Here is a 24,967-nt window from a genome sequence, read left to right on the forward strand (position 1 = left end):
CATATAAATAAACTATCTATCTTATTAATTAACGAGGAGTGAAAGAGATGCCAAAGTTACCAGAAGATGCTCATAGAGAAAAAATTGGAAATAATTACAACAAACGGAATGATGAACATCCGCCAGGAACGGATCAAAAGATTTTAACCTATCTAGCCAATCACAGGGGGCAAACGCTGATACGCAATGGTGTATGGACATTTACTGGATTGGTTTATCTAGCCACTATTTTTCAAAATTTTCGGCCAGTAGATCCTCCCGAACAACATCCGGTTATAAAAAAAGACTCGCCAGCATTTGAAGTCACTACACGAGTTGACGTGAGAAGAGAGGGGAATCAGGCAAGGATTCACTCCTTTGTTTCCACCTCCACCATCAATCGTGCTCGAATCCATTCCTTGAATCCAAACCATGCGATATCCCATTCGGATACAGACAAACTTTCTTATGACAATCAGACGTTTGCTAATACGACATCCATGGATCTATCACCGTACGTTGATCTCGCGAAGATGGTGCATGAACGAAGTCTTTCTTTGTACCGACGGAGGCATAAGATTCATCAACTGATCAATTGTACCACCACGAGAAGGACAGATCAGGTAAACACATGGATCGTCACAGGAACAAGTGTGGAACAAACGAGATTGACCACTATTTGCCAAGAAGCGATTACTCGATCGAATGCGCAAAATGAGCAAAAGAAACAAGAGAGGGAGAATTCTACACACTCTTCTCACCATAAGAATGATTCAAAAACTCAAGATTTTCCTTATTTTTCTGCACAAGAGTCGGCTCAAAAACTAAGTGAAGCCATCCGAACCACCTTTGAAACCAAATATAATAGCACAACAGATGCCCCAACGAATGTACATAGACCAATCCCAGCCACGTTTTGGAAGGGATTAACGGAGCGATTTTACCAGATCTTTCACCAATACGAGAATACGAGCTACACCCAAGAACAAAAAGACACAAGTGGTGGGTCAGTGCTGTCGCAGTTTGTGAATTTATTGTTGCGTACTTTTTCGATAGATTATGAGGAAGAGCTATCTAGTGATTTCCATTTAGAAAAGGATCAACAGATACCGATGAATGTGTACTCCACGAAAGACTCGCATCCATCCAAGATTTCACCAAAAAAATCAAGGGAGGAAAAACAGGCGCAGGATCCTCAGGAAACAGCTTCAGAGGAAGTGACAGGCACACCACCAGAAGGTGAATCTGTACTATCTCCTGAAAAAGTGAGTTTCTTCACGCAACTTTGGGATCTAGTAGAAGATTTTTGTGAAAAAGTAGGGAGCTTTGATATTTTCCCAACATTTGGGGTGGAAGCAATGCCCCTTCCTGTTAGCACTGAAACAACTCTCGAAGACAGTTCGGTGAATGCGACAGCTATTCCTACGGAAGTACTTGGATTAAATGTGACAACAGCTGGAGAATTTGACACCACCCAAGAGCAAGAGATAAATGAAAAAATCCAAGCATTTTTGCGTGAAAATAGAGCTGATCCAGCAAAGGAAATAATTCAAGAAGAACAGGAAACACCTCTTCCAATGTGGAATAAGGAACAAAAAGAGGACATAAATAAAAAGCTGACTCATTTTTTCACGGAAAAAGGAATTGCTTGTCAAGAAAATGCTGAGGAATTAATGGAGACAGTCGGTGAGTGGGTACTTCTTGAAGGTGCAGCGCCACCAACGTTGGATATGGTGAAAGTTAAACAAATTGCAAAACTGATCTTGGAAATGAGCGAAGAGACAGTGATTTCAGAGGAACAAGCCGGTCTAACGGTCGGGACATGGATCTATGAAACAGTGAAGGACAACCAATCTGTGGCTTTAAATCTTGTTGTGGAAACGACTAAACAACCAGAAGGAACCAGTACGCCCCACCCCACAAGAACAGAAAACCAACCTGTGGCTTTAAATCTTGTTGTGGAAACGACTAAACAACCAGAAGGAATCAGTACGCCCCACCCCACAAGGACAGAAAACCAAAAAAATAACAGCGAAACTGATGGAATTCAATGGCGTGACCCTAATGTGCGAAAACAAATGGAAGCATTTTTTCAAGAAAAGGAATTATTACCAAATCAGCCAACCAAAGAACAAATATTGATCGCCTTAGGAAAATGGATCATCAAAGAAGAAAATAACAAATTCGTCTTCAATTATAAAAGAATTCAAGCAGTAGCAAAAGTGATTATAAAAGGATTGAAGCTTTATGATATAAAAGGAAAGGAAAAGATTTCAAACAAAGATGCCGAATTAACTGTCATGAAATGGGCCTTTGAAACGATATTAGGAAGTTCGATTGAAGCTTATATAGTCAAAACCTTAGTGTCGGCTCCTGATGTAGAGCAATTTACCATAGGTCGATTGAGAGATTTATTCACTGCCAGAAACTTAGAAAAAGAGGGATTAATTCAGTTAGATACGCCTACCCTTTCTCAAGAACAGAAAAGAGTCTTTAACAAATTATGGAATTTGTTACTTCATAAAGAGCTACCAAATTATTTTCTAGATAGCAGTGGTTTAGCGGATCACTTATTGATTTCTGATTATCAATCATTGATGCAGCTGACAGGAGCACAAATTTTAAATGAGAGTGGGTACCCACAGGCATTCAGTCAAGAAGATAGTTGGTTGATGGGGCAACATTTCTGGGAAACGATCCTTGAAAAAGGCGTGACCAGCTATGAAGAATTCCGTCAACTTCTAATGCCTTCTTTGCTTGCGGTCGCCCAACTAGAACCAAATCTATTACGAGAGGCATTGGCTACGGACACCTACAAAGAAGTGGCAATCAGTACCTTTATTGGATATCAACAAGAAGGTTATTATAAGCTAGTCGAAAATCAAGAACTCCTCAGTCAATTGTATAAAGCTTATCAAAAAGTCTTTCTTCAATGGCGTCGAAAAAAAGCATTAGCTATAACTGTGGCACAGACTTGTCGCGACAAAGGTTCCCTCATTTCATTTCATGTGATCAAACAAAATTATCTTATAGGTTCAGAAGATCCTTGTCCAGATATTGACTGGATTCCAGAGAAATTAGAAACTAGTTATGTTAAATTGACGAAAAATGTAGCAGATACGTATTTGCCACTGAATAAAAAACTGATAGAGTTTGCATTACTCGCCTTCGACAAAGAGGAAAGAGCGTTTATTTTCTCAGAAGGAACTCAGCTATATGAGGCAAATGCCGAGTTGACAAATGAAAGTGACTATATGGCTGAAGTGCCAGTCGCAAGTGTGGCTCTGAAGATGTATCAGTTGCTTTCTATGAAGAAGAAACAGAGAACGATTCTAAATCTAGACAAAACCGATCTGTTTGTAGCGGACAACGAAAAGGAAAAACGTTGGTATGCCCTGAAGCAGTTGGCTGGCGAAGGAGGTTATCGTTTTTATCGTGTTGATCAAAATCCTCTATTATACCTCAAATTTGGGTTATTTGATCAGAAAAACCTTTGGAAAAATGGGTATAAGAAAGAAGGAAATGAGATTCGGATCGGGGATAAACTTTTTACATTTTCTACTCGTATGAATTGGAGTAAAAAATTATCCCATGGAGTTGAGACAACTCCATTCATTGAAGCACTTAGTCGTAAACATAGTGATCAACTGTATCAACAATTGTATGATTCGGGAGACGACAAAGCGGATCTCGAAAAAGCTTTGGAGGTCGTCAAGCATTTTATTCCTTTTTATGATTGTGTGACAGGGAGCATTAATCAAGACACAGAAGGAGCAATTGTTTCTTGTACGATTGATGCCTTACTCATGATTCCGGTACTCGGTCAAATCACTTCCCTCAATATGAAATTTACATTAGGTGCGGCTCGAGCGTTTGCCAGTAGAGGAATTCGCAACGCCATCAGAAGTGGTAAAAGTTTCCTACCAACAGCGGCCGAGACCAGAAGACTTGCGTTAACTCTTGCACAAACGATTGATCCAGGATTTGAGACCATTGTAGGTGGAGGACGATGGATCATTAGAAAAGTAGTGCAGTTCAAAAATGAACTTCGTGTGGGTAAAAAGACGAGAGAAATGTTAGAAAGAGTCGAAGCGTGGGAGAAGACGCAAAAAGCGTGGGAGAAATCAATCGAGATCGTTCAGTTAAATGGTCTGGAAGTACCAGTGAGAAAAGTGAATGCTCATTTGTATATGCGCGTGACGAATCTAGAAACTGCAGAGGTGTTTGGCGGCTTGTTTATGAAAAAGGGGGATCGCTTAGAGCCCTATAGACCCGCTACATTTACGAATGAACAACTCAACTTGATTAACCTCTTGGAGGTGAAGTTGGATGAAAATCAGATCTTTGTCGTGGAAGATAATTTAAATCCTCAAGCCTATGGTACAGGGAAGATCACAACTGTAGCAAAAGAAGGTGAAGAAACGAAGCGTTGTATTGAAATGAAGGGGAAATTGATTGAAGTGACCATGACAGTCATCAAAAAGCATGGAATCCGATTAGATGTTTATGATCGTCATGAAGGAAAAATGTTACCAGTGAATTTTAACGGGATGGAATGGTATTTTGAAGAAGCAACGTCTACTTTCATATCAAAATCCGTAGAGGAAAAAATCGCTGGGATGTTAGATAAGTTTGAAACACTAAAAGATCCAAGTGGACTTTCTGCTTCGTATGGAAAGGGGATGATGTGGAATGAATCAGGCAGATCCTACATCAAGATCAATAATCATTACATTCCGTTGATCGCATTGGATAAAAATAGCAATCGGTATCATTTAGTGAAAAAGGAATACAATGAACCGATGACGATTTTGATATTTGATGAAAAAAAAGGCAAGTTTCGTTTTGAGACAGATTCGGAAAGAGCGAAGGTAGAAGCAATTGAACAAACAAGTAAGAAAGAAAAACCTCATAAGTTAGAGGCTTTACAGCATAAAAGAAAAACCACTTCAGGTGAGTCAAGAGTGTCGCAAGGAGAGACACCGGGCACCTCAGGTACTTCAAGCACAAGTTCTCACGATAAAAGGGTTAAAATGGGCACATTGGTTGGTCAAGTGGAAAATAATGATATTCCCAAATCCGCGGGAAAATATGATTTATGGAGTAAACTTAGAGAAGCAGAGCTTTCTAAAGGTGTAATTCCAAGAATAGAAGATCCTAATGTTCGACTTGCACCGTTAACTGAATTTGTTTCAGATTTGCCTAATAAATATCATTTTAGTGACGAGGAAATAAGACAGAGTATTTTGAAAACAATTAAAGTGAACTTGCCGCCCAATTCTACTTTTAAAACAGTGGCAGGAGTTACTTCTGATAAAGTGCCAGACTTTCTCAAACCGTTTGTTCAAGATATGGAATATGGTCTTGAACAATTAATGGATTTTGCAGATTCTGGAATAGCCATATTTGAAAAATTATTGCTTGACAAAACTACTGAAAAAGTTGAGCTTAATAAAGCCGTGGCAAACGCTGAGGTTGAAAACGCTGTGGCAAAAGCTGTAGTTAACGATGCTGTGGCAAAAGTTCAGCTTGCAGAATCTCCGCTTGACAAAGCTATTGCACAAGCAGAGCTAGAAGAAGTTATGGCAAAAGCAGAGCAGGCACAATTTGAACTTGACAAAGCGATTGAACTAGTTAAGTTTGATCAAACTCTTTCACAATCTAAGGAAGGGAAATATTTAATAAAATTATTTTCAATAGGTGAGACTCCTAGCCAAGAACTCATCATAACAGAAACGATTAAAAGACTGTTGAATAGGTTGAAAAAAATCAAAAACTTCTATAAGCAATCAAAGGAATGGGACTATGAAAATATTTTGCTCGTTTGGAGTGATTCATTCACCAAGAAAGAAGGATTAGATGTTTATGTATCAACAGCTGATATAAATATTCCGAAAGCAGAGGTTTTTCCAGTTGATGGAGAATGTCGGGTCATTATTTATGCAGATAGTTTTCATTTGGATCCTCAAAAATTTCCAGAATATGAGCTAACAGCAAGACCTTCTTCAGTGCTCTTTCATGAAGGATCACATCTTGTTTCAAATACAAACGATCTGGCAGTTCAATATTATTCTCCAAGAGGGACGGAATTGACTACAGTACAAGCAATAAACCGGTTTTACGAGGAATTAAAAAACATAGTAAATGTAGATTCTAAACCTTTCGGTGTTTTTGTGGATCATTTAGCGAAAGAATTGAATTTACCTACCTTATCCAAGTCTGAGGTTATAAGGAGAATGTGTGAAGATGATGTGTTGCTTTATAATTTTTTATTGACAGATGCAGAATTCTTTACAATGATTTTAAGGGACATTATCGAAGGAAGAGAGGTGGATGAAATCGTTCGTGTCCCAAGAAGTACAGATAATAAAAAAATGAAACTAAAATTTCTGTTCCTCTATACGGCAATGGCTTATCTGTCTAGAAATTCAAATTTAGAGGTAAATCATCAGTTAAACCAAATGAAAGAACAGACCACAACAAAAGTAATGGATAATGTAAGTACAGATATCCCAAGTAAAGAAATGCCGAAAGAAACAAGAATGCCTGTACACACGGAATCTTTAAAAATACTAAAATATAAAGCAAAAGATATGTTGAAAAAGGAAGTCTCAGACCTTCTAACGGCTAGTATGATAAAAAGTAATAACAGTACAACTGAATATATTATAAAAGAACAAGGAGTAATGAGCCCAACACACCCTTCATTGACTTTAAGTTTCTCGAACCTTGTAACTAGTAGTATTGAAAAAAGTAATAAACTTCGACAAAATGTCTCGAAGAGACGAACAAACCATCTGCAAGAAGTAACTCCACAATATTAATTCAAGTAGGTCATTCAAAAATATATGGGCTTGGTATAATAAACTAAACAAAAAATTAAGGAGGAGTGATGGACGAGTTATATTAAAGTAGACACCAAGTTAAGAGAGTTTGTGGGGGAAATTACTATGAAACATGGACCATTTACACAAGAATTCAAACGATAAGCGGTTTTATTCATCTTGGATGAAGGACTACCTGTCCAAATTGTTTCAAAAAATTGGAAGTCCATCCTCACAAAATTAACTTATCTTTTTGTTCATAAAAGTCTTGCCAGTTCCCCCTTCATATTTAAATGAAAAAGGCTCGAGTAATGAAAAGCAACTCCCACAAATAGGAACCAAACATAATCAGACTGTAGACAAAGAAAAAATTTCTTTGTTCTACAGTTTTTTTGTTATTGACTTTAGTCAGTTTCGTTCGCGTAGCGTACGAAATAAAAAAACCGCGCGTTTCTATGCGTGGACGAAATAGCTTTAGCGATAAAAAACTCCTTTCGATATACTAATAGTGGCTACCAACCGCATATCAGATTGAAAGGAGTTTTTTTATGTCTAACAATGATAAAAGTTTAGCACATACAAGATGGAATTGTAAGTATCACATAGTATTCATCCCGAAGTATCGACGAAAAGTGATTTATGGAAAGTTAAGAGTAAGTATTGGTCAGATATTAAGAAAATTGTGTGAGATGAAAGATGTTGAAATCATTGGAGCACATGCAATGCCTGACCATATTCATATGTTAGTAAGAATACCGCCAAAGATTAGTATTTCTAGTTTTATGGGCTACTTAAAAGGACGAAGTGCAACTTTAATCCATGAAAAACATGCGAATTTGAAATATAAGTATGGGAATAAAAGCTTTTGGTCCAAAGGATACTACGTGAGTACGGTTGGGTTAAATCAAAAAACAATTGAAAAATATATTCGAGAACAAGAAGCAGATGATCGAATTAGAGATAGTATAAGTAAACAAGAGTATGTAGATCCATTTAAATAGTTAAAGAGAGATAGAGCTGTGAGCGAGCGGTTGGTGGTTATTTAAAAAGCCCCTTTTAAGGGGCTAGCGAGTGGTGAGCCCTTCTAGAGCTGTTAAAAAGCCACCCGTTTTCACGGGTGGATATTTACTCTGTATGTCCAGGTTTTAATTGATAGATCTTTGAGGGACGTCCGATACCGACAGGACGTTCACCGATTTCATCGAAGTATTGTAACATAGCTTTTTTGAAATTGGAATGATCGATCATTTTAAAATCGATCCCTAAGAATTTAGCGAATACTTTGCGTGCTTCAGTGATCGTGAAGTCTTTTCCTAGCACTTGAAGCACTTGGGGTTCATGTTCCATTTTGTTGACGACACGGTTGAAGGCTTTGACAATGATCTCGCTATGGTCAAAAGCTAATGTGTCTTTGCCAGAAGACTCGCTCGTCGTCAAGTCTAGAGTGATTGCTACATCCCCACTCGATAAATGCAGTTTGTTTGCATTGCGTTCAAGTGAAAACCACTGCACTTCTTTGGCATCGTCTCCAGCGATCAAAGGTTCTTCACCGATAAAGGCGAGATAGCTGACTGTCACGACCCAGCCACGAGGATCACGATTCGGTGTACTGAAGGTATGCAGTTGTTCAATATTTTCTTCGGATATGATGACGCCTGTTTCTTCTTTTGTTTCTCGCAATACGCTGGCACCAGTCGATTCATTTTTTTGGACGAATCCTCCGGGAAGTGCCCAAGAATTTCGGTAAGGATGGCTTTTACGTTGGATAAGTAAAACTTTTAATTGATCTTCTTCTTTGTTGTAGCAGAGTAAAACGATATCGACGGTCAAGGAAGGTTTTTCATATTCAGGACGTTCTTGGTCTTGGTACCAAGATAAGAAATCAGTTTCAGAGGCCTCTTGTTCATAATATGTTTTTTCTTCTTCTTTTGAATGAAAATGTTCCACTTTCTCACCTCCTATTATGTTAAGGTACTTTTTACTTTATTGTAGCAGAATCTCTCTGAAAACCAAAGATTTCTAGACAAATAAATCCAACTCAGAGTTGAAAAAGAAACGGTAAGAGTAGATTAAATAGGAAGAAAAGCAAATAAAAAGGGGGAAGCTTCTGTTTTTCTTCTCGAATGGCGAAAAAGCCACAGAGGACGATATACCCTGCTAGGATCACTCGAAGGATCAAAGTGAGCAAAAGAAAAGTATTTAATTGCCCATGTAGATTGAAATAACCATACAGATGTAAATAGTAAAAACTAAATAATAGATGGATGAGAGAAAGTAAAGCAATGCTGATAATCATTCGTTTGTGTTTTTTTGTCATTAGTCTCAAAACCTTTTCTTATATGATATTGCTTATTATAGCATGTTTGTAAAGTAAAAATGAGAGAGTAGACGATCCTGAAGAAAAAGGAGCGAGAGTGTGGGTAGAGAAGGAAGTGGTTCATCACGATAACGTAGGTTCTTTATAAATGTTTTCTTGAAGGGAAAGGACATCTTTACATTTCGGGAGTTATCAAAAAAAGCTAACAGCGTATTCATTTTATGGTATACTAGCAAGGAAACGAATTCGCACCATGCGATAAAGGAGGAAGTACCCCATGGCAGAAAAGGAAACTTTTTATATCACTACGCCCATCTATTATCCAAGTGGCAAACTGCACATTGGCAATTCTTATACAACGATTGCATGTGATGCTGTTGCACGTTATAAACGTTTGATGGGCTTTGATGTGTTTTATCTAACTGGGGTAGATGAACACGGACAGAAAATCGAGAAAAAAGCAGAAGAATTAGGCGTAGAGCCACAGGAATATGTAGACAAAATGGCTGCAGATGTCAAAAAACTATGGAAAACATTAGATATCAGCTACGATAAATTCATTCGCACAACTGATGATTATCATAAAGCAGCAGTTCAAAAAATCTTTGATCGTTTGCTTGAACAAGGCGATATTTACTTAGGTGAATATGAAGGTTGGTATTCTGTCTCTGATGAGGAATTCTTTACAGAAACTCAACTTGCAGAAGTATACAAAGATGAAGACGGCAAAGTGATCGGCGGGAAAGCGCCAAGTGGTCATGAAGTTGAGCTAGTCAAGGAAGAGTCTTATTTCTTCCGTATGAGTAAGTATGCAGATCGCTTGTTAGAGTACTACGAAGAACACCCAGAGTTTATCCAACCTGAATCACGTAAAAATGAGATGATCAATAACTTCATCAAACCAGGTTTAGAAGATCTAGCAGTTTCACGGACGACATTCAGCTGGGGAATCAATGTTAAAAATGATCCGAAACATGTAGTGTATGTCTGGATCGATGCGTTGTCGAACTACATCACCGCACTGGGCTACGGTTCAGAAGACGATCAATTATTCCAGAAATATTGGCCCGCAGATGTCCATATGGTTGGAAAAGAAATCGTTCGGTTCCATACGATCTATTGGCCGATCATGTTGATGGCATTAGATATCCCATTGCCAAAGAAAGTCTTTGGACATGGCTGGTTGTTGATGAAAGACGGCAAGATGTCTAAATCGAAAGGCAATGTCGTTTATCCAGAAATGCTCGTAGAACGCTATGGCTTAGATGCTTTGCGTTATTACTTATTGCGTGCAGTACCATTTGGTTCAGATGGCGTATTTACACCAGAAGACTTTGTGTCACGTGTGAACTACGATTTGGCGAATGACTTAGGGAATCTTTTGAATCGAACGATTGCAATGATCAATAAATATTGTGATGGCATGGTTCCTGACTATGCGTCATTAGTGACACCGTTTGACAGTGAGTTATCAACAACTGCTGCGAATGTGGTTGGTCGTTATCATGACGCAATGGAAAAAATGGAATTCAACACTGCTTTAGCCGAAATCTGGGTATTGATTTCTCGTGCCAACAAATATATCGATGAAACAGAACCTTGGGTCTTAGCAAAAGACGAAGAGAAGAAAAAAGAGTTAGAGAGCGTGATGATCCACTTAGCTGAATCGTTACGTATCACTGCGATCCTCTTACAACCGATCATGACAGAAACACCAACTAAAATCTTCAATCAATTAGGGTTGGATGCCGAGACGATGAACCTTGAAGGATTACACTTCGGTGAATTCCCATCTGGGACAAAAGTCGTTGCAAAAGGTACACCGATTTTCCCACGCTTAGAGCTGGAAGAAGAAATTGCGTATATCCAAGCAAAAATGTCAGAAGGTACTCAAACAAATGAGGACTCTGTCAAATGGGACCCAGAAGAAACAGAGCTTGTTTCGACTAAAGAAAAACAAATCAAATTCGATGTATTTGAAAAAGTCGAATTAAAAGTAGCAGAAGTCATCAATTGCCAAAAAGTCGAAGGGGCAGATAAATTATTGCAATTCCGTCTAGATGCAGGAGATGACCAAGACCGTCAAATCTTATCCGGTATTGCCGAATTTTATCCTGATCCAAGTGAATTGATCGGCAAAAAATTAGTGATCGTTGCTAACTTGAAACCACGCAAAATGCGCGGGCTGATCAGTCAAGGAATGATTCTTTCAGCAGAAGCAGCTGATGGTTCATTACAAGTGATCGAAGCACCAAAAGGTATGCCAAACGGTTCTGAAGTTGGCTAATCAATGACTGTTAAGAACTATTCTAAGCAAATAAGCTTAGAATAGTTCTTTTTTGATAACCTTACTTTTCATGGCTCTATAAAAATAAAACTAACGAGGTTGTGCGAACACCGTTTATTTGTTTTTAGGGGGTACGAAAGGACGAATCTCCTCGGCTTTTTTATAACTTTGATTGAGTGACAAATTTTTTGGAACTGCAGTATTAAACCATTCATTCATGTTACAATAAGAAAGAAAAGTGAGTAAGTAAACGATCCAAGCCGAATGAGCAGGTCATTGGCTTAGTTAGCGCTTGATAAGAAATAGGATAACTATGCTATCTATTGGAAGGAGACGAAAGATGAATGTGGCTGAGTTAGATTTAGTTACCCGATTTGTACTGGAAAAAAAAGCAAATCTGCATGGCGGAATTTACCATTTGACTCAAGTAGAAATGGCGTATAACTCCAATCGAATCGAAGGGTCGAGAATTTCTGAGAAGCAAACCGCCTTAATATTTGAAAATAATATTCTCCCTCCTGCTGAAAGTGGCGAGGCAACGAAACTAGATGATATCAAAGAAACAGAAAATCATTTCAAAGGTTTCGATTACGTGATCGATCATATCGAAGAACCGTTATCGAATGATTTTATCAAAGAACTACATCGAATTTTGAAACGAGGAACAACTGATGAAAACAATCCGCTAACACCTGTCGGAGAATTTAAACTTGTTCAAAATATGATTGGTTTTGGTTATGATGAGGTTGAAACCATAGCACCCGAGGAAGTAACTGAAAAAATGACGGAATTACTTGCTCACTATGAGAACTCAAAAAAACAAAGCTTAGTTGAAATTGCAGATTTTCATGTGAAATATGAACGCATCCACCCATTTGCAGATGGCAACGGACGTACGGGACGTTTGATGATGTTCAAAGAATGCTTGAGGCACAATATCATGCCTTTCGTGATCAAAGTTGTCCATCGTGAGTTCTACTACAGAGGTTTAAGTAATTGGGGAACCGAGAATGGTTATTTACTTGATACTTTAGGTATGAGTCAAGATATGTATGAACAGTTTTTAAAAAAAATGAAATTCACAGGATCGGTTCATCAATAAAATAGCTTTATAGATATATTGAAAAAGTCGAGCGATGATAATCATCGTCCGACTTTTTTTAGTTTTAGCCGTTGTTTGACTTTCGTTGGCAATAATGCTGCGACGATTGAAAATGGAATACATAGAATATACCAAGCAATCAGGCGGCTATTGCCGTAACGTACATAAATCTTGGTCAATAGCGAGTGAAGGATCACCAGCCCTAGGAGCAAGCTGATCGCAAAGAACCATCTTGTATCCCAATCAGTCAAGTGGCGCAAGGCGTTCATGGTTAAAGGATAGCCGTAGAAAAAAATCCCGACCATCGTGACGCGCCAATTTTTGACGATCGTTTGAACATTCAATAGTAAAAAGATGACCGATAGTAAAAAAGCAATGGGCGGAAACAAGCCGACGAGAAAGGAATAGACGATTCCCCACAACAACATCCCAGGCCCTTTGATCAAGGCGGCAATGAGAAGAAAACTAGCCATCAATAGCAATTGCTGTGTCAATGTCGCAATTGTTAGCCAGCCAAATAAAATCAACAATAACCAATGTAGCTTGGATTGTTTTTGTTCTTTTTGTGGAAAGAAAGTAGTACCTTTATCTTTTAGATAAGATGCTAGTTTTGGATCGATCGATTGAAAATCCATAGGGTACCTCCTGACATTTCAAGTAGCTTCATTCTATAAGAAGTAAGACAAGAATACATCCGTCTTTAGAGGGATATTTTCACTACAAATTTCTGAAAAGAATGGTAAAATGAAAAGTTCTCGGTTATACTGAAAAAAATAAAAAAGAAATACGAAATGAGGAAGAGGATGAAGGGGAAATTAAAACGCGAGATCAATTTGTTTGGTGCATTATCCACAGTAATGGGAACTGTGATCGGCGCCGGCGTCTTTTTTAAAACAGCAGCGGTAGTGGCAAGTACACAATCAACAAGTTTGACGTTACTCGCGTGGTTGTTAGGGGGATTCTTAACGATCTGTGCGGGGCTAACAGTCGCTGAATTAGCCACTGCCATTCCTGAAACAGGTGGAGCTGTCAAGTATATTGAAGCAGCTTACGGTAAGTTACCAAGTTTTTTGTTAGGCTGGGCACAAAGTTTGATTTACTTTCCAGCCAACATTGCGGCATTATCGATCATCTTTGCAACACAGCTGATCAATCTCTTACAGCTATCTCCTGATTATTTATTGGTGATTGCTATTATTACAGCACTTTCTATCACTGGATTGAATCTGTTAGGGACCAAAGTTGGTGCGTACGTTCAATCGATTACATTGGTAGTCAAGTTGATCCCAATTGCAGTGATCATTATTTGGGGGCTTCTGACACCCGGACAGGGTACTGTTCAATTATTTCCAGTAGAAGCCGGACAAGGTGTTTCATGGGCAGAAGGACTTAGTGGTGCTTTGTTGGCGACACTATTCGCTTACGATGGCTGGTTAGGTGTCGGAGCCATGGCTGGAGAAATGAAACGTCCAGAAAAGGATCTACCAAAAGCGATTATTTTAGGATTGAGTTTTGTGACATTCGTTTATCTATTGATCAACTTCGTCTTTTTAAAAACATTACCGATTGATCAAATTGCTGGAAACTTGAATGCTTCATCTGATGCGTCAGCGGTCATCTTCGGTGAACTAGGAGGAAAAATCGTTACGATCGGTATTTTGATCTCTGTCTACGGCGCACTGAATGGTTATACGTTGACTGGGATTCGTGTTCCATATGCAATGGCATTAGAAAATGAGTTGCCGTTCAGTAACCAGTTGACAAAGCTCTCAAAAAAATTCACCGTTCCTTATGTCCCTGCGTTGTTCCAACTAGCGATTGCATGTATCATGATGAGCTTGGGTTCATTTGATTTTCTGACAGATATGTTGATTTTTGTCATGTGGCTATTTAGCTTATTGATTTTTATTGGCGTATTTATTTTAAGAAAGAAAGCCCCAGAGATGCCTCGTCCATACAAAGTACCCCTTTATCCAGTGATACCGATCATTGCGATTTTAGGAGCCATCTTTATTTTAGGGATGACACTGATCACACAAACGAATTTGGCATTGATCGGAATCTTAGTCACATTGTTAGGTGTACCTGTGTTTTACTACAAAAAAAGACAAACTGAAAGTAACTAACTGATAATGAAAAGACAAGAAGTGAATCAAGTCATTTCTTGTCTTTCTTTGTACGATATCTCATGTTTTTTAGTCTTTGAGACTTCTTTAACGCCTGCTTATATGCTAAAGTAATGAATGAAAAGGAGAGATAAAGATGATATTTGATTCTCATACTCATTTGAACGCGGAACAATTCAATGATGATATTCCTGAAACGATCCAGCGTGCAGAAGAACTAGGTGTGACTAAAATGGCCGTTGTAGGCTTTGATACACCAACGATCGAAAAGTCCTTGATGCTTAGTCAAGATTACCCAAACATTTATAGCATCATCGGCTGGCATCCTACAGAAGCTGGTAGCTATACGAAAGAAATCGAAAACAAACTACAAGAACAACTGACTTTACCAAAAGTGGTTGCTTTAGGTGAAATCGGACTGGATTATTATTGGATGGAAGATCCCAAAGAAGTCCAAGATAAAATCTTTAGAAGACAGATCGCCATCGCAAAAGAAATGCGTCTACCGATCAGTATCCATACGAGAGATGCCTTGGAAGACACTTATAAGGTGTTAAAAGAAGAAGACATTCGTGATATTGGCGGAATCATGCATAGCTTTAGTGGTGATTATGAATGGGCACAACGTTTCCTTGATTTAGGGATGCACATTTCTTTTAGTGGTGTCGTGACATTCAAAAAGGCGTTAGATGTGCAAGAAGCAGCGACAAACGTCCCAATGGATCGTCTATTAGTGGAAACGGATGCTCCTTATTTAGCGCCAGTGCCCTATCGAGGAAAAAGAAATGAACCAGGGTATACTCGTTACACAGTCGAAAAGATCGCTGAACTTCGTCAACTACCAATGGAAGAAGTTGCGGCACAAACATGGAAAAACGCCCATCATTTATTTGGATTATCAGAGCATGACTAAGTTAAAGATCCAAGAAATCATTGTTGTCGAAGGGAAAGACGATACGAGAAGGCTACAAGAAGTGGTTGAAGCCGATACGATAGAAACGATTGGTTCAGCGATCAATGAAGAAATCTTGATGCAGATCGAACATGCACAGGAAACTAGGGGAATCATTATTTTTACGGACCCAGATTTCTCAGGTGAGAAGATCCGTAAAACGATCATGGAAGTGGTACCACAAGCAAAACATGCATTTTTGCCAAGGAACCAAGCCGTACCGAAAAAAAAGGGAAGCTTAGGGGTCGAACATGCGAGTGATGAAGCGATATTAGAAGCGTTGAAAAAGGTCGTTACGCCAGTCGATGATGAGACCCAAGTACCGGAGATCACTAGACAAATGCTGGTTGCATATGGATTGATTGCCGGAGCACATGCAAAAGAAAAACGTGAGATGCTAGGTGATGAATTACGCATCGGCTATACGAACGGAAAACAATTGGAAAAACGATTGAACATGTTCCGAATTACGTTAACTGAGTTTAAGCAGGCAATGAAAAAAGTGGAGGATCATTATGAGTGAATATCGGGATATTGCAACACCCACTAGAACAAAAGAAATTTTATTGAAGCACGGCTTCTCTTTTAAGAAGAGCTTAGGACAAAACTTTTTGACAGAGCCGAATATCCTTCGGAAAATCATTGAAACTGGTCAAATCGATCAGCAGACTAATGTGATCGAAGTAGGGCCAGGAATTGGTGCATTAACAGAGCAAATCGCGCGTCATGCCAAACAAGTAGTCGCATTTGAAATCGACGATCGATTGATTCCTGTCTTGGCAGATACCCTTTCACCTTATCCGAATGTCACAGTCATCCACCAAGATATTTTGAAAACTGATTTAGCAGAGGCAGTCAATACTCAATTCAATGAGCGGTTACCATTGAAAGTGGTGGCTAATTTGCCTTATTATATTACGACACCGATCATGATGCACTTTCTTGAATCAGACGTAGTGGTTGACGAAATGATCGTGATGATGCAAAAAGAAGTCGCTGATCGCATCTCAGCAAAACCGGGAACAAAAGCATATGGTTCTTTATCGATCGCTGTGCAATACTATATGGAAGCAAGTTTGGCGTTTATTGTGCCAAAAACAGTATTTGTGCCACAACCAAACGTGGATTCAGCAATCTTGAAATTGACAAGACGCGCAATACCAGCAGTTTCCGTAACGGATGAAAAAGCCTTTTTCCGTCTGACAAAGGCTGCGTTTCAACAGCGTAGAAAAACTTTATGGAATAATTTGCAACATGCCTATGGGAAAGACGAAGAAACTAAAAGTTGGTTAACCGCAAGTCTAACAGAGGCAGGAATCGATCCGAAAAGACGAGGAGAAACACTTTCTTTAGAAGAATTTGCTGCTTTGAGCAATGCTATGGAACATCTAAAAAAATAAAATGAGGAATAGAAGGCTGAAAAAGTCTTTTCGCTCTAAGTCTGAAGGCATCACTTGAGAAAACCATTTTGGGTATTCTTCAAGTGATGCCTGACTATTTTAGGAAACAAGATCCCAAATCAAATTCTTGGATTTTAAAGAGGGTGGTATTTCAGGCGCCTTGTTCCTCTTGATGTGTCTTGACACATTAGAAAGTTAGCGGTACAATAGGTCAAAACAAATGTGTCAAGACACATCAAGGGAGTAAAAAAATGAAAACAAATTCTGTAAGAAAATTGACAATTTCCGCTTTATTGATCGGGATGGGCGTTCTTATTCCGATGATCATGCCTAAGATCGTAATTCCGCCTGCTTCATTTACACTAGCTTCACATGTGCCATTATTTATCGCAATGTTTTTTTCACCCGGTGTAGCTGTGGCAGTGGCGCTAGGTACAACATTTGGTTTCTTCTTGACGACACCTGTGATTATTGCGCTTCGTGCATTGTCTCATTTGGTATTCGCTCTAATCGGTGCATGGTATTTACAAAAAAAACCAGGGATCGTCTTAAAAGACGGGCAATTCACATTAATGAACTGGCGTTTTCAAGGGTTTAACTTATTGATCGGCGTGATCCACTCGATCATCGAAATGCTAGTGGTGAGTGTGTTCTTCTTCATTGGGAATATGCCGGAAACATACTATGCAGAAGGCTACTTCTATACCGTATTCATCTTGATGGGGATCGGTGGCTTGATCCATAGTTTGGTGGATTACAATATCGCTTACTTCATTGCCGGAACATTGAGTAAATTCTTTGATGTCCCAGTTTTCACTGCTGCCAAGAAACAGCAAAAGAAAGAGATCGTGCAAGGAACGATCAAAAAAGTCGTTTAGCAATGCCACAGATAAAGACTGAAAAATAACCAAAAAAAGACCCAAGATCGAACGATCGTTGGGTCTTTTACGTATCATCAAGTTCTGTTTCGTTTATGGGATCGTGATGACATCTTCTGTATCTTTATCAAAGAAATGGCCTTTATTGATATTGAAGGCAAGGTCGATCATTTCTCCTGGTTTATGGAAGTCACGCGCGTCAACTTTTGAAATGAACTCAGTTGTTCCAGTGCGAGTATAAAGCATGGTTTCTGCGCCTAGTAATTCTGAAACAACGACTTCTGAATTGACAACAGTTTCTGGTGAGGCATCCAAGACAACTTGTTCACTGTGGATATCTTCAGGACGAATACCAAAGACAAGTTCTTTGCCTTCATAACCTTTTTCAACTAGTACTTTATTTTTACCTTCAGGGATTCTCAATTTTAGTCCATGACCATCTGAGATAACGCCTTGGCTTAATTTTACGTTGAAAAAGTTCATGGCAGGCGAACCAATGAAACCAGCAACGAACATGTTGACTGGTGTGTCATAAACTTCTTTCGGTGAACCGATTTGTTGGATAAATCCATCTTTCATGATGACGATACGGTCTGCCATCGTCATCGCTTCTGTTTGGTCATGGGTAACGTAAATGGTTGTTGTTTCTAAGCGTTGATGCAACTTCGCGATCTCGGCACGCATGGCTACACGTAGTTTGGCATCCAAGTTTGACAATGGCTCATCCATCAAGAAGACTTTCGCATCACGTACGATGGCACGACCTAAAGCCACACGCTGACGTTGCCCCCCAGAAAGAGCAGCAGGTTTACGTTTTAAGTATTCAGTCAAACCAAGGATCTCTGCAGCATTTTCTACACGTTGTTGGATGTCTGCTTTATCGTATTTACGCAATTTCAAACCAAACGCCATGTTGTCAAATACCGTCATGTGAGGGTATAAGGCATAGTTTTGGAATACCATCGCGATATCACGGTCTTTAGGAGCAACATCGTTCATTACTTTGCCTCCGATATTCAATTCTCCTTCGGAAATATCTTCAAGACCAGCGATCATTCGTAGAGTTGTTGATTTCCCACAACCGGAAGGACCAACGAATACGATAAATTCGCGATCTTTGATTGCCAAGTTAAAGTCAGTAACAGAATAGTTTTCTGCATTATCATATTTCTTGTATACATTTTTCAGAGCCATTTCTACCATCGTACAAACCACGCTTTCTTTTTTTCTTTTATTTGATGTGTTTAGTATAGTTGAAAGCGCTATCTATATTCAATGTCACAATGAACAAGAATTCGTAGGAACTTTCGTCAATGTGTACAAAATAATTGGAAAGTGCGTGAGATTACTAAATCTGCCACCTATAAAATAGAATAAATGATGTTCATGAAACAGATCCTTCAACAATGAGAGCAAACTCCAGCAATATGGCAATTTATTTTTTTGTTTTTACTGCTCGAGTTATCAAAGATTTACCGTGTATTCACTATCTTAGAGCGTATAATACTTTGTAGATATTAAGAGATATAAAAAAGGAGGCAACCAAGAAAACAAAATTTGATTTTCATGTTAAATTAAGTTAAACTCGATTTAACATAAGCTGGGAGATGATAATAATGGAAACGACTGTTAGAAAGATTGGAAATTCTGTAGGAGCGATTTTTCCCAAAGATATTTCTCCAGAAGTTGGAAAAATATATACGATTATTAAAATAGGTGAAACATATGTATTAAAGCCCAAAAAAGAAGATATTTTTAAGACTCCAGAGGCATGGGCAGGCTTTAGAGATTCAATCACCCAAGAAGATAAAGAGTGGGATGAGATGAACCTTGAGGGGGAGGAACTATAAATGGATTATCCAAAGCAAAAAGATATTGTATGGCTGGATTTTGATCCAGCTAGAGGAAAGGAAATAAAGAAGCGAAGACCAGGTTTGGTAGTAAGTAAGAATAACTTCAACCAATACACTGGTTTTTGTTTGATTTGCCCAATCACATCAACTGAAAGAAAATTTGATACATATATTAAGATCAAAGAACCACAAATCATTTCTGGACAAGTTGTTACACATCAATTGCGTTCAATTGACTACACCGCTAGAAACATAATAAAAATTGAACAATGTGATATTCTCACATGGGTGGATGTACTAGAAGTCCTTGATATGTTTTTATAGAAATTTGAAAAATATCAAACCACAAAGAAATTTGGTACACTGGTAAAAAAGGAGTGAGGACGGATGAAGATAGCATTGATTGCACATGATCGCAAAAAAGAATTGATGATAAAATTTACCACTGCTTACAAAACGATACTGGAACAACATGAACTATTCGCGACAGGGACGACCGGACAAAAGATTGCAGAAGCCACAGGATTATTGGTCCATCGGTTCAATTCAGGACCTTTAGGCGGTGACCAACAAATTGGCGCGATGATCTCAGAAGATGAATTGGATCTAGTGATTTTCCTGCGTGATCCTTTAGCAGCTCAACCTCATGAACCTGATGTCACTGCGTTGATCCGCTTGGCTGATGTATATGATATTCCTTTAGCAACGAATATCGGTACCGCAGAAGTTTTATTACGAGGGCTTGAAGCCGGATTTTTGGAGTTCCGACAAGTGATCCATGAAGAAGGAAGTAAGATCCCTTTTCCTAATAAGATTTAAAATTCGGATTTTATGAGGATAGAGACAGTTGATCAAGGCGAATGTCTGCCATGTTACGAACTTAGGAATCGTTTTCGTTTAGAACATTAGGTTTTTTTATTTACAGTTCTTCCTTTTCTATGCTATAGTTTGTCTGGGATAAGTTCCCACTATTAACAGAGTAGAAAATAAAGCGTTAAGTGCTTAGAGGATGGGATGTTGCCTCTAGGACGAAGGACGTAAGTTCGCGGTTTTATTTTCGCATTCGCTGCATGAAACATGTAGCAGCTCTTAAAGGAGATGCTAGAAATGAAGAAAAATCGTTTAGATGCTCGTATGATTACGATCATGGGACTGCTGATCGCATTGATGGTCACGTTGTCTCGCTTAGTTTCATTTGAAACACCATTACTCAAAATCAGTGTAACGTTCATTCCCCAAGTAATCATGGGTATTTTATTTGGCCCATTTTGGACAGGGGTCGGTTCTGTGTTAGCTGATGTGGTGGGTATGGCATTATTTCCTAAATCTGTCTTTTTCATTGGCTTCACGTTGAATGCTTTTATTGAAGGAGCGATTTATGGGTTCTTTTTCCATCGCAAAGAGATCACTTGGAAAAATGCAATCTTAGCCACGCTCAGTGTGACAGTGTTCGTTAGCTTGATCCTGACACCATTATGGTTGGTCATCATGTATCAAGTACCGATGAACTGGGTATTCTGGGGACCACGTTTATTAAAAGCCATTATCTGGTTGCCGATCCAATCGACGATGATCTACGTGATTGGGCGCGCCATGCCATATAAAAGAATTTTGCGGAGTTTAACGACGCATACAAAATAAAAAACAAGCAGTCTTCCCATCCCAGAAGACTGCTTGTTTTTTGCATAGATCAGAAAAATCATCTGATTCGATGTTCACTATTTTTCAACCGATCCAGTAAATTGCGCTTGATAAAGTTGACGATAGCTACCATCTTCGATTTTCAATAATTCATCATGTGTTCCTATCTCAACGATTGCCCCTTGATCCATCACGAGGATCTGATCGGCATTTTTGATCGTGGACAAGCGATGGGCAATCACAAAACTAGTTTTTCCTTCCATCATTTTTAGGAAGGCATTTTGGATTTTCTTCTCTGTCAATGTATCCACTGAACTTGTTGCTTCATCAAGTATCAACATGGGTGGATTACTGATCATCGTACGAGCGATCGTCAGTAATTGACGCTGCCCATCGGAGATTTTTAATCCCTGTCCACCAATGCGTGTATCTAGTTTTTGTGGCAAGCGTTGGACAAATTCATACATATAGGCTGATTTTAGGGCCTCATTGATTTCTTCATCACTGGCATCTGGCTTCCCGTAACGTAAGTTTTCTCGTAGCGTACTGTCGAATAACCAAGTATCTTGTAAAACCATCCCAAAGCTTTTACGTAAGGAATCACGGGCGATTTGGGTAATATCATAATCGTCGATCGTGATCGTCCCAGAATTGACATCGTAAAACCGCATCAATAAATTCACTAATGTGGATTTACCAGCTCCTGTTTTACCAACGATTGCCACTGTTTGACCTGGTTTGGCAACAAAGCTGAAATTCTCGATCAACCGTTGTTGTGGCTCATAAGAGAAAGAAACATGTTTAAAAGCGACCTCGCCTTTGATCGTTTGAGGCTCAAGTTGATACGCAAAAGGTTCATCTGGCGTTTCTTCCGGTTGGTCGATCAATTCAAATGCTCGTTCTAAACCAGAAAATGCTGTTTGGATCTGTGTCGTGATCCCTGATAATTCAATAAAAGGTTTTGAAAACTGACTTGAATAGATCGTAAAGCTTGAAATGATCCCGACAGTAATCGTTGAATCACTTCGTAAGGCAAGTAAACCACCAATCAAACCAATGGAGAGATAGGCTAAGTGATCGACAAAACGAGAAGATGGGTTCGTTAATGAAGAAGAGAATTGCGCGCGCTGCCCTTTCTCATATAAGTCAGCATTCAATGCGCTGAATTGCTGTTGATTGACTTCTTCTTGTTGGAACGCTTTGATGATTTTTTGATTACCGATACGTTCCGTAACGAATCCTGAAATGTTCCCAATGATTTTTTGTTGGTTATCAAAATCATTTTGAGAAGCCCGTGCGACTAACCAGCTGACTAAGAAAATGATTGGTGTCGAACAAATGACGACAAGTGTCAATAACGGATTCAAGTTGAGCATGAAGATCAGTGAGAGGATAATGATCGCTACCCCAGAAAATAATTGATTGAACGCCGCTGATATCGCGATGGAGATATTGTCCATGTCATTTGTGAAACGGCTGACGATATTCCCATGTGAATTTTGATCATAGTATCTTAAAGGTAAAAGATTCAAACGAGCAAAGGCATCTTTTCGTAGATTCGCAACGGAGAGGTAAGCCAATCGGTTACTTAATACTTGGATCAGCCATTGACTGATGACATTAAGTAAAACGATCCCGCCAAACATCACCAGAAGTTGGACTAATCGAGTAAAGTTGACTTGTCCCACACCAACCATTTGATCGATACTTTGACCGATTTGTAAGGTCATTACGACGGTAGCAACACCATTGACGATTCCCAACAAGACAGCTAACCAAATTTCACGTGGATGGGCCGTCAGATAAGGAACAAAACGTTTGAGCGTTTGCCAAGATAGTTTTTTTGTTTTCATTTTATTCCTCCTCCTGTGATGCCACGATTTCACGATACTCAGAAGATTGACTAAGCAATGTATCGTGCGTACCCTGGGCTACGATTTTTCCTTGATCCATGACGAGGATATGCTCTGCTTGTTGAATCGAACGGATGCGTTGAGAAATAATGATGACCGTTGTGTTGAGGGAAGTTTGTAGTGCTTGGCGTAAGTTTAGATCCGTTTGATAATCAAGGGCACTCAAGGAGTCATCTAAGATCAATAAGGCGGGTTTGGCGATCAATGCACGAGCAATCGTCAACCGTTGTTTTTGTCCTCCGGAAAAGTTTTTCCCATTCTCCATGACTCTTGTGTCTAAACCTTTGGGTAATTGGCGAACAAAATCCTCCGCTTGGGCAATTGCCAAAGCTTCCCAACACTCTGCGTCTGTCGCGTCAGGTTTTCCCCACTGAAGATTTTCCCGAATGGTACCGGTGAATAAGACAGCCGTTTGTGGTACTTGCGAAATCTGACTTCGTAATGTATCTAAGGGCCAGTCACGAACGTCTTGTTCATCAAATAGCACAGAGCCTTCACTAACATCATAAAAACGTGGGATCAATTGTGTCAATGTCGTCTTCCCACTTCCGGTCGGACCAATGATCCCTAAGACAGTTTGGCGTTTCAAAGTGAAATTGATTCCTTGTAATGACAGACCAGATTCTGGCGTATAACGAAAATCTACGTTTTTAAATTGTAGAATTGTTTCAGAATCCATGACTGGTTCACTAGGAGTCTCAGCATCTGTAATGGTATTTTCGGTATCTAAGACTTCTTTGACCCGCCGAGCAGAAGCTTCTGCACGAGTAAAAATCACGACAAGATTGGAAACGACGATCAAGGCTAATAACATTTGGTTCATGTAATTGATCAATGCTAAAACTTGTCCTTGTTGTAAGGAACCGATATTTACCTTGACCCCGCCGACAGTCAATAGACAAATGATTCCGACATTCATGATCAATGTCGTTGCCGGAGAGAGCAAAGCGGAGATATTGGAAACACGTAAATAATTTTTTGCTAAGACATCTGTGTTTTCATCAAATGTTTCGATTTCTTTATTGGTACGTGAAAATGCTCGGATCACACGAACCCCGCTTAAGTTTTGGCTAACAGTCTCGTTTAGACCATCCAACTTTTCTTGGACTTTTTGATAGAGGGGGATCGTCTTACGGATAATAAAGTATAAAATGATTGAAAAAATTGGTAATAAAGCTAAGAAGAATAGCCCGACTTGCCAGTCGATCACAAACGCCATCACTACTGATCCAATACTTAAAAAAGGTGCTCGGATCAATAAACGGATAACCATTGCGAGTGCAAGTTGTAGCTGATTGATATCATTGGTCATCCGCGTGATCAATGTATCCGTCCCAAAATGATTTAATTCACTATGGGAGAAAGAGTTGATTTTTTTGATGAGTTGATTTCTAAGTTCTGTTCCAAACCCTTGAGAGGCAATGGATGAATAATATTGACAAATAATGGCACAGATCAATCCGATCACCGACATCGCGATCATCCAGATACCCATATTGATGATCACTTCACGATTGTTCATTTTTAGCCCATTATCGATCAGCGAAGCCATCAGTAAAGGTAAAATCAATTCAAAGACTGCTTCTAAAAATTTAAATACAGGACCTAGGATGATTTGTTTTCGATAGTCTTTCGCATAGCGCAATAACTGAATCATAAAAATTTCCTCCTAAAAACAAGTTACCCAATATTGTT

General features: G+C 39.1%; 19 protein-coding genes and 1 riboswitch. Of the genes, 13 read left to right on the forward strand and 6 right to left on the reverse strand.

Features of this window, described 5'->3' with window-relative positions:
• Positions 1-47 precede the first annotated feature (47 nt).
• Together IGK01_RS03150 and tnpA are read left to right on the forward strand one after the other, a co-directional pair.
• Positions 48-6,803, forward strand: a complete 6,756-nt coding sequence (locus IGK01_RS03150) for a hypothetical protein (protein WP_438840493.1) — start codon at positions 48-50, stop codon at positions 6,801-6,803.
• A gap of 548 nt (positions 6,804-7,351) precedes the next feature.
• The gene (gene tnpA / locus IGK01_RS03155; RefSeq protein ID WP_010736145.1) at positions 7,352-7,804 is read left to right on the forward strand and encodes an IS200/IS605 family transposase; all 453 of its coding nucleotides are present in this window, start codon (positions 7,352-7,354) and stop codon (positions 7,802-7,804) included.
• A 124-nt stretch (positions 7,805-7,928) separates the two neighbouring features.
• On the opposite strand, the gene IGK01_RS03160 is transcribed toward tnpA, so the two are convergent.
• Positions 7,929-8,750: an NUDIX domain-containing protein gene (locus IGK01_RS03160; RefSeq protein ID WP_010736144.1), complete on the reverse strand. Its 822-nt coding sequence runs from the start codon at positions 8,748-8,750 to the stop codon at positions 7,929-7,931.
• A 91-nt stretch (positions 8,751-8,841) separates the two neighbouring features.
• On the reverse strand, positions 8,842-9,120 hold the full coding sequence (locus IGK01_RS03165) for a hypothetical protein (protein WP_080674305.1): 279 nt from the start codon (positions 9,118-9,120) through the stop codon (positions 8,842-8,844).
• A gap of 277 nt (positions 9,121-9,397) precedes the next feature.
• On the opposite strand from IGK01_RS03165, the gene metG reads away from it, so the two are divergent.
• Positions 9,398-11,407, forward strand: a complete 2,010-nt coding sequence (gene metG / locus IGK01_RS03170) for a methionine--tRNA ligase (protein ID WP_010736142.1) — start codon at positions 9,398-9,400, stop codon at positions 11,405-11,407.
• Between the two features lie 340 nt (positions 11,408-11,747).
• On the forward strand, positions 11,748-12,509 hold the full coding sequence (locus IGK01_RS03175; RefSeq protein ID WP_438840494.1) for a Fic family protein: 762 nt from the start codon (positions 11,748-11,750) through the stop codon (positions 12,507-12,509).
• 41 nt (positions 12,510-12,550) lie between these two features.
• Here the strand turns inward: IGK01_RS03175 and IGK01_RS03180 are convergent, their stop codons facing one another.
• Positions 12,551-13,144 carry a hypothetical protein gene (locus IGK01_RS03180; RefSeq protein ID WP_023519221.1) on the reverse strand — a complete coding sequence of 198 codons (594 nt, stop codon included), beginning with the start codon at positions 13,142-13,144 and terminating at the stop codon, positions 12,551-12,553.
• Positions 13,145-13,312: 168 nt separating this feature from the next.
• On the opposite strand from IGK01_RS03180, the gene IGK01_RS03185 reads away from it, so the two are divergent.
• From IGK01_RS03185 to IGK01_RS03205, 5 genes are all read left to right on the forward strand, one after another.
• Positions 13,313-14,635, forward strand: coding sequence for an APC family permease (locus tag IGK01_RS03185; protein ID WP_010736139.1), 1,323 nt, complete (start codon positions 13,313-13,315; stop codon positions 14,633-14,635).
• A gap of 136 nt (positions 14,636-14,771) precedes the next feature.
• On the forward strand, positions 14,772-15,548 hold the full coding sequence (locus IGK01_RS03190; RefSeq protein WP_023519222.1) for a TatD family hydrolase: 777 nt from the start codon (positions 14,772-14,774) through the stop codon (positions 15,546-15,548).
• Positions 15,541-16,110, forward strand: a complete 570-nt coding sequence (gene rnmV, locus IGK01_RS03195) for a ribonuclease M5 (RefSeq protein ID WP_010736137.1) — start codon at positions 15,541-15,543, stop codon at positions 16,108-16,110. Before IGK01_RS03190 ends, rnmV begins: the two co-directional genes overlap by 8 nt.
• Positions 16,103-16,987, forward strand: a complete 885-nt coding sequence (rsmA, locus tag IGK01_RS03200) for a 16S rRNA (adenine(1518)-N(6)/adenine(1519)-N(6))-dimethyltransferase RsmA (RefSeq protein ID WP_010736136.1) — start codon at positions 16,103-16,105, stop codon at positions 16,985-16,987. Before rnmV ends, rsmA begins: the two co-directional genes overlap by 8 nt.
• A 251-nt stretch (positions 16,988-17,238) precedes the next feature.
• Positions 17,239-17,865 (forward strand): hypothetical protein, encoded by a 627-nt coding sequence (locus IGK01_RS03205; protein ID WP_019722490.1) that lies wholly within the window; start codon positions 17,239-17,241, stop codon positions 17,863-17,865.
• 93 nt (positions 17,866-17,958) lie between these two features.
• Here the strand turns inward: IGK01_RS03205 and IGK01_RS03210 are convergent, their stop codons facing one another.
• Positions 17,959-19,068 (reverse strand): ABC transporter ATP-binding protein, encoded by a 1,110-nt coding sequence (locus IGK01_RS03210; protein WP_010736134.1) that lies wholly within the window; start codon positions 19,066-19,068, stop codon positions 17,959-17,961.
• A 413-nt stretch (positions 19,069-19,481) separates the two neighbouring features.
• Here IGK01_RS03210 and IGK01_RS03215 point away from each other — a divergent pair, with 413 nt between their 5' ends.
• The 4 genes from IGK01_RS03215 (at position 19,482) to IGK01_RS03230 (ending at position 21,359) form a co-directional block, all read left to right on the forward strand.
• The gene (locus tag IGK01_RS03215; protein ID WP_010736133.1) at positions 19,482-19,715 is read left to right on the forward strand and encodes an AbrB/MazE/SpoVT family DNA-binding domain-containing protein; all 234 of its coding nucleotides are present in this window, start codon (positions 19,482-19,484) and stop codon (positions 19,713-19,715) included.
• Complete coding sequence (locus tag IGK01_RS03220; protein WP_010736132.1) at positions 19,716-20,042, forward strand: type II toxin-antitoxin system PemK/MazF family toxin; 327 nt, start codon at positions 19,716-19,718, stop codon at positions 20,040-20,042.
• A gap of 63 nt (positions 20,043-20,105) precedes the next feature.
• Positions 20,106-20,537 carry a methylglyoxal synthase gene (mgsA, locus tag IGK01_RS03225; protein WP_023519225.1) on the forward strand — a complete coding sequence of 144 codons (432 nt, stop codon included), beginning with the start codon at positions 20,106-20,108 and terminating at the stop codon, positions 20,535-20,537.
• 154 nt (positions 20,538-20,691) lie between these two features.
• Positions 20,692-20,789, forward strand: a riboswitch (THF riboswitch).
• A gap of 36 nt (positions 20,790-20,825) precedes the next feature.
• Positions 20,826-21,359 carry a folate family ECF transporter S component gene (locus IGK01_RS03230; RefSeq protein WP_375152120.1) on the forward strand — a complete coding sequence of 178 codons (534 nt, stop codon included), beginning with the start codon at positions 20,826-20,828 and terminating at the stop codon, positions 21,357-21,359.
• A 77-nt stretch (positions 21,360-21,436) separates the two neighbouring features.
• Here IGK01_RS03230 and IGK01_RS03235 read toward each other — a convergent pair whose 3' ends face one another.
• Both IGK01_RS03235 and IGK01_RS03240 read right to left on the reverse strand, forming a co-directional pair.
• On the reverse strand, positions 21,437-23,212 hold the full coding sequence (locus IGK01_RS03235; RefSeq protein WP_438840495.1) for an ABC transporter ATP-binding protein: 1,776 nt from the start codon (positions 23,210-23,212) through the stop codon (positions 21,437-21,439).
• Position 23,213: 1 nt separating this feature from the next.
• On the reverse strand, positions 23,214-24,929 hold the full coding sequence (locus tag IGK01_RS03240; protein ID WP_375152122.1) for an ABC transporter ATP-binding protein: 1,716 nt from the start codon (positions 24,927-24,929) through the stop codon (positions 23,214-23,216).
• Between the last annotated feature and the right edge of the window lie 38 nt (positions 24,930-24,967).

Source organism: Enterococcus sp. AZ080, assembly GCF_051714945.1.
GTDB lineage: Bacteria > Bacillota > Bacilli > Lactobacillales > Enterococcaceae > Enterococcus_B > Enterococcus_B pernyi.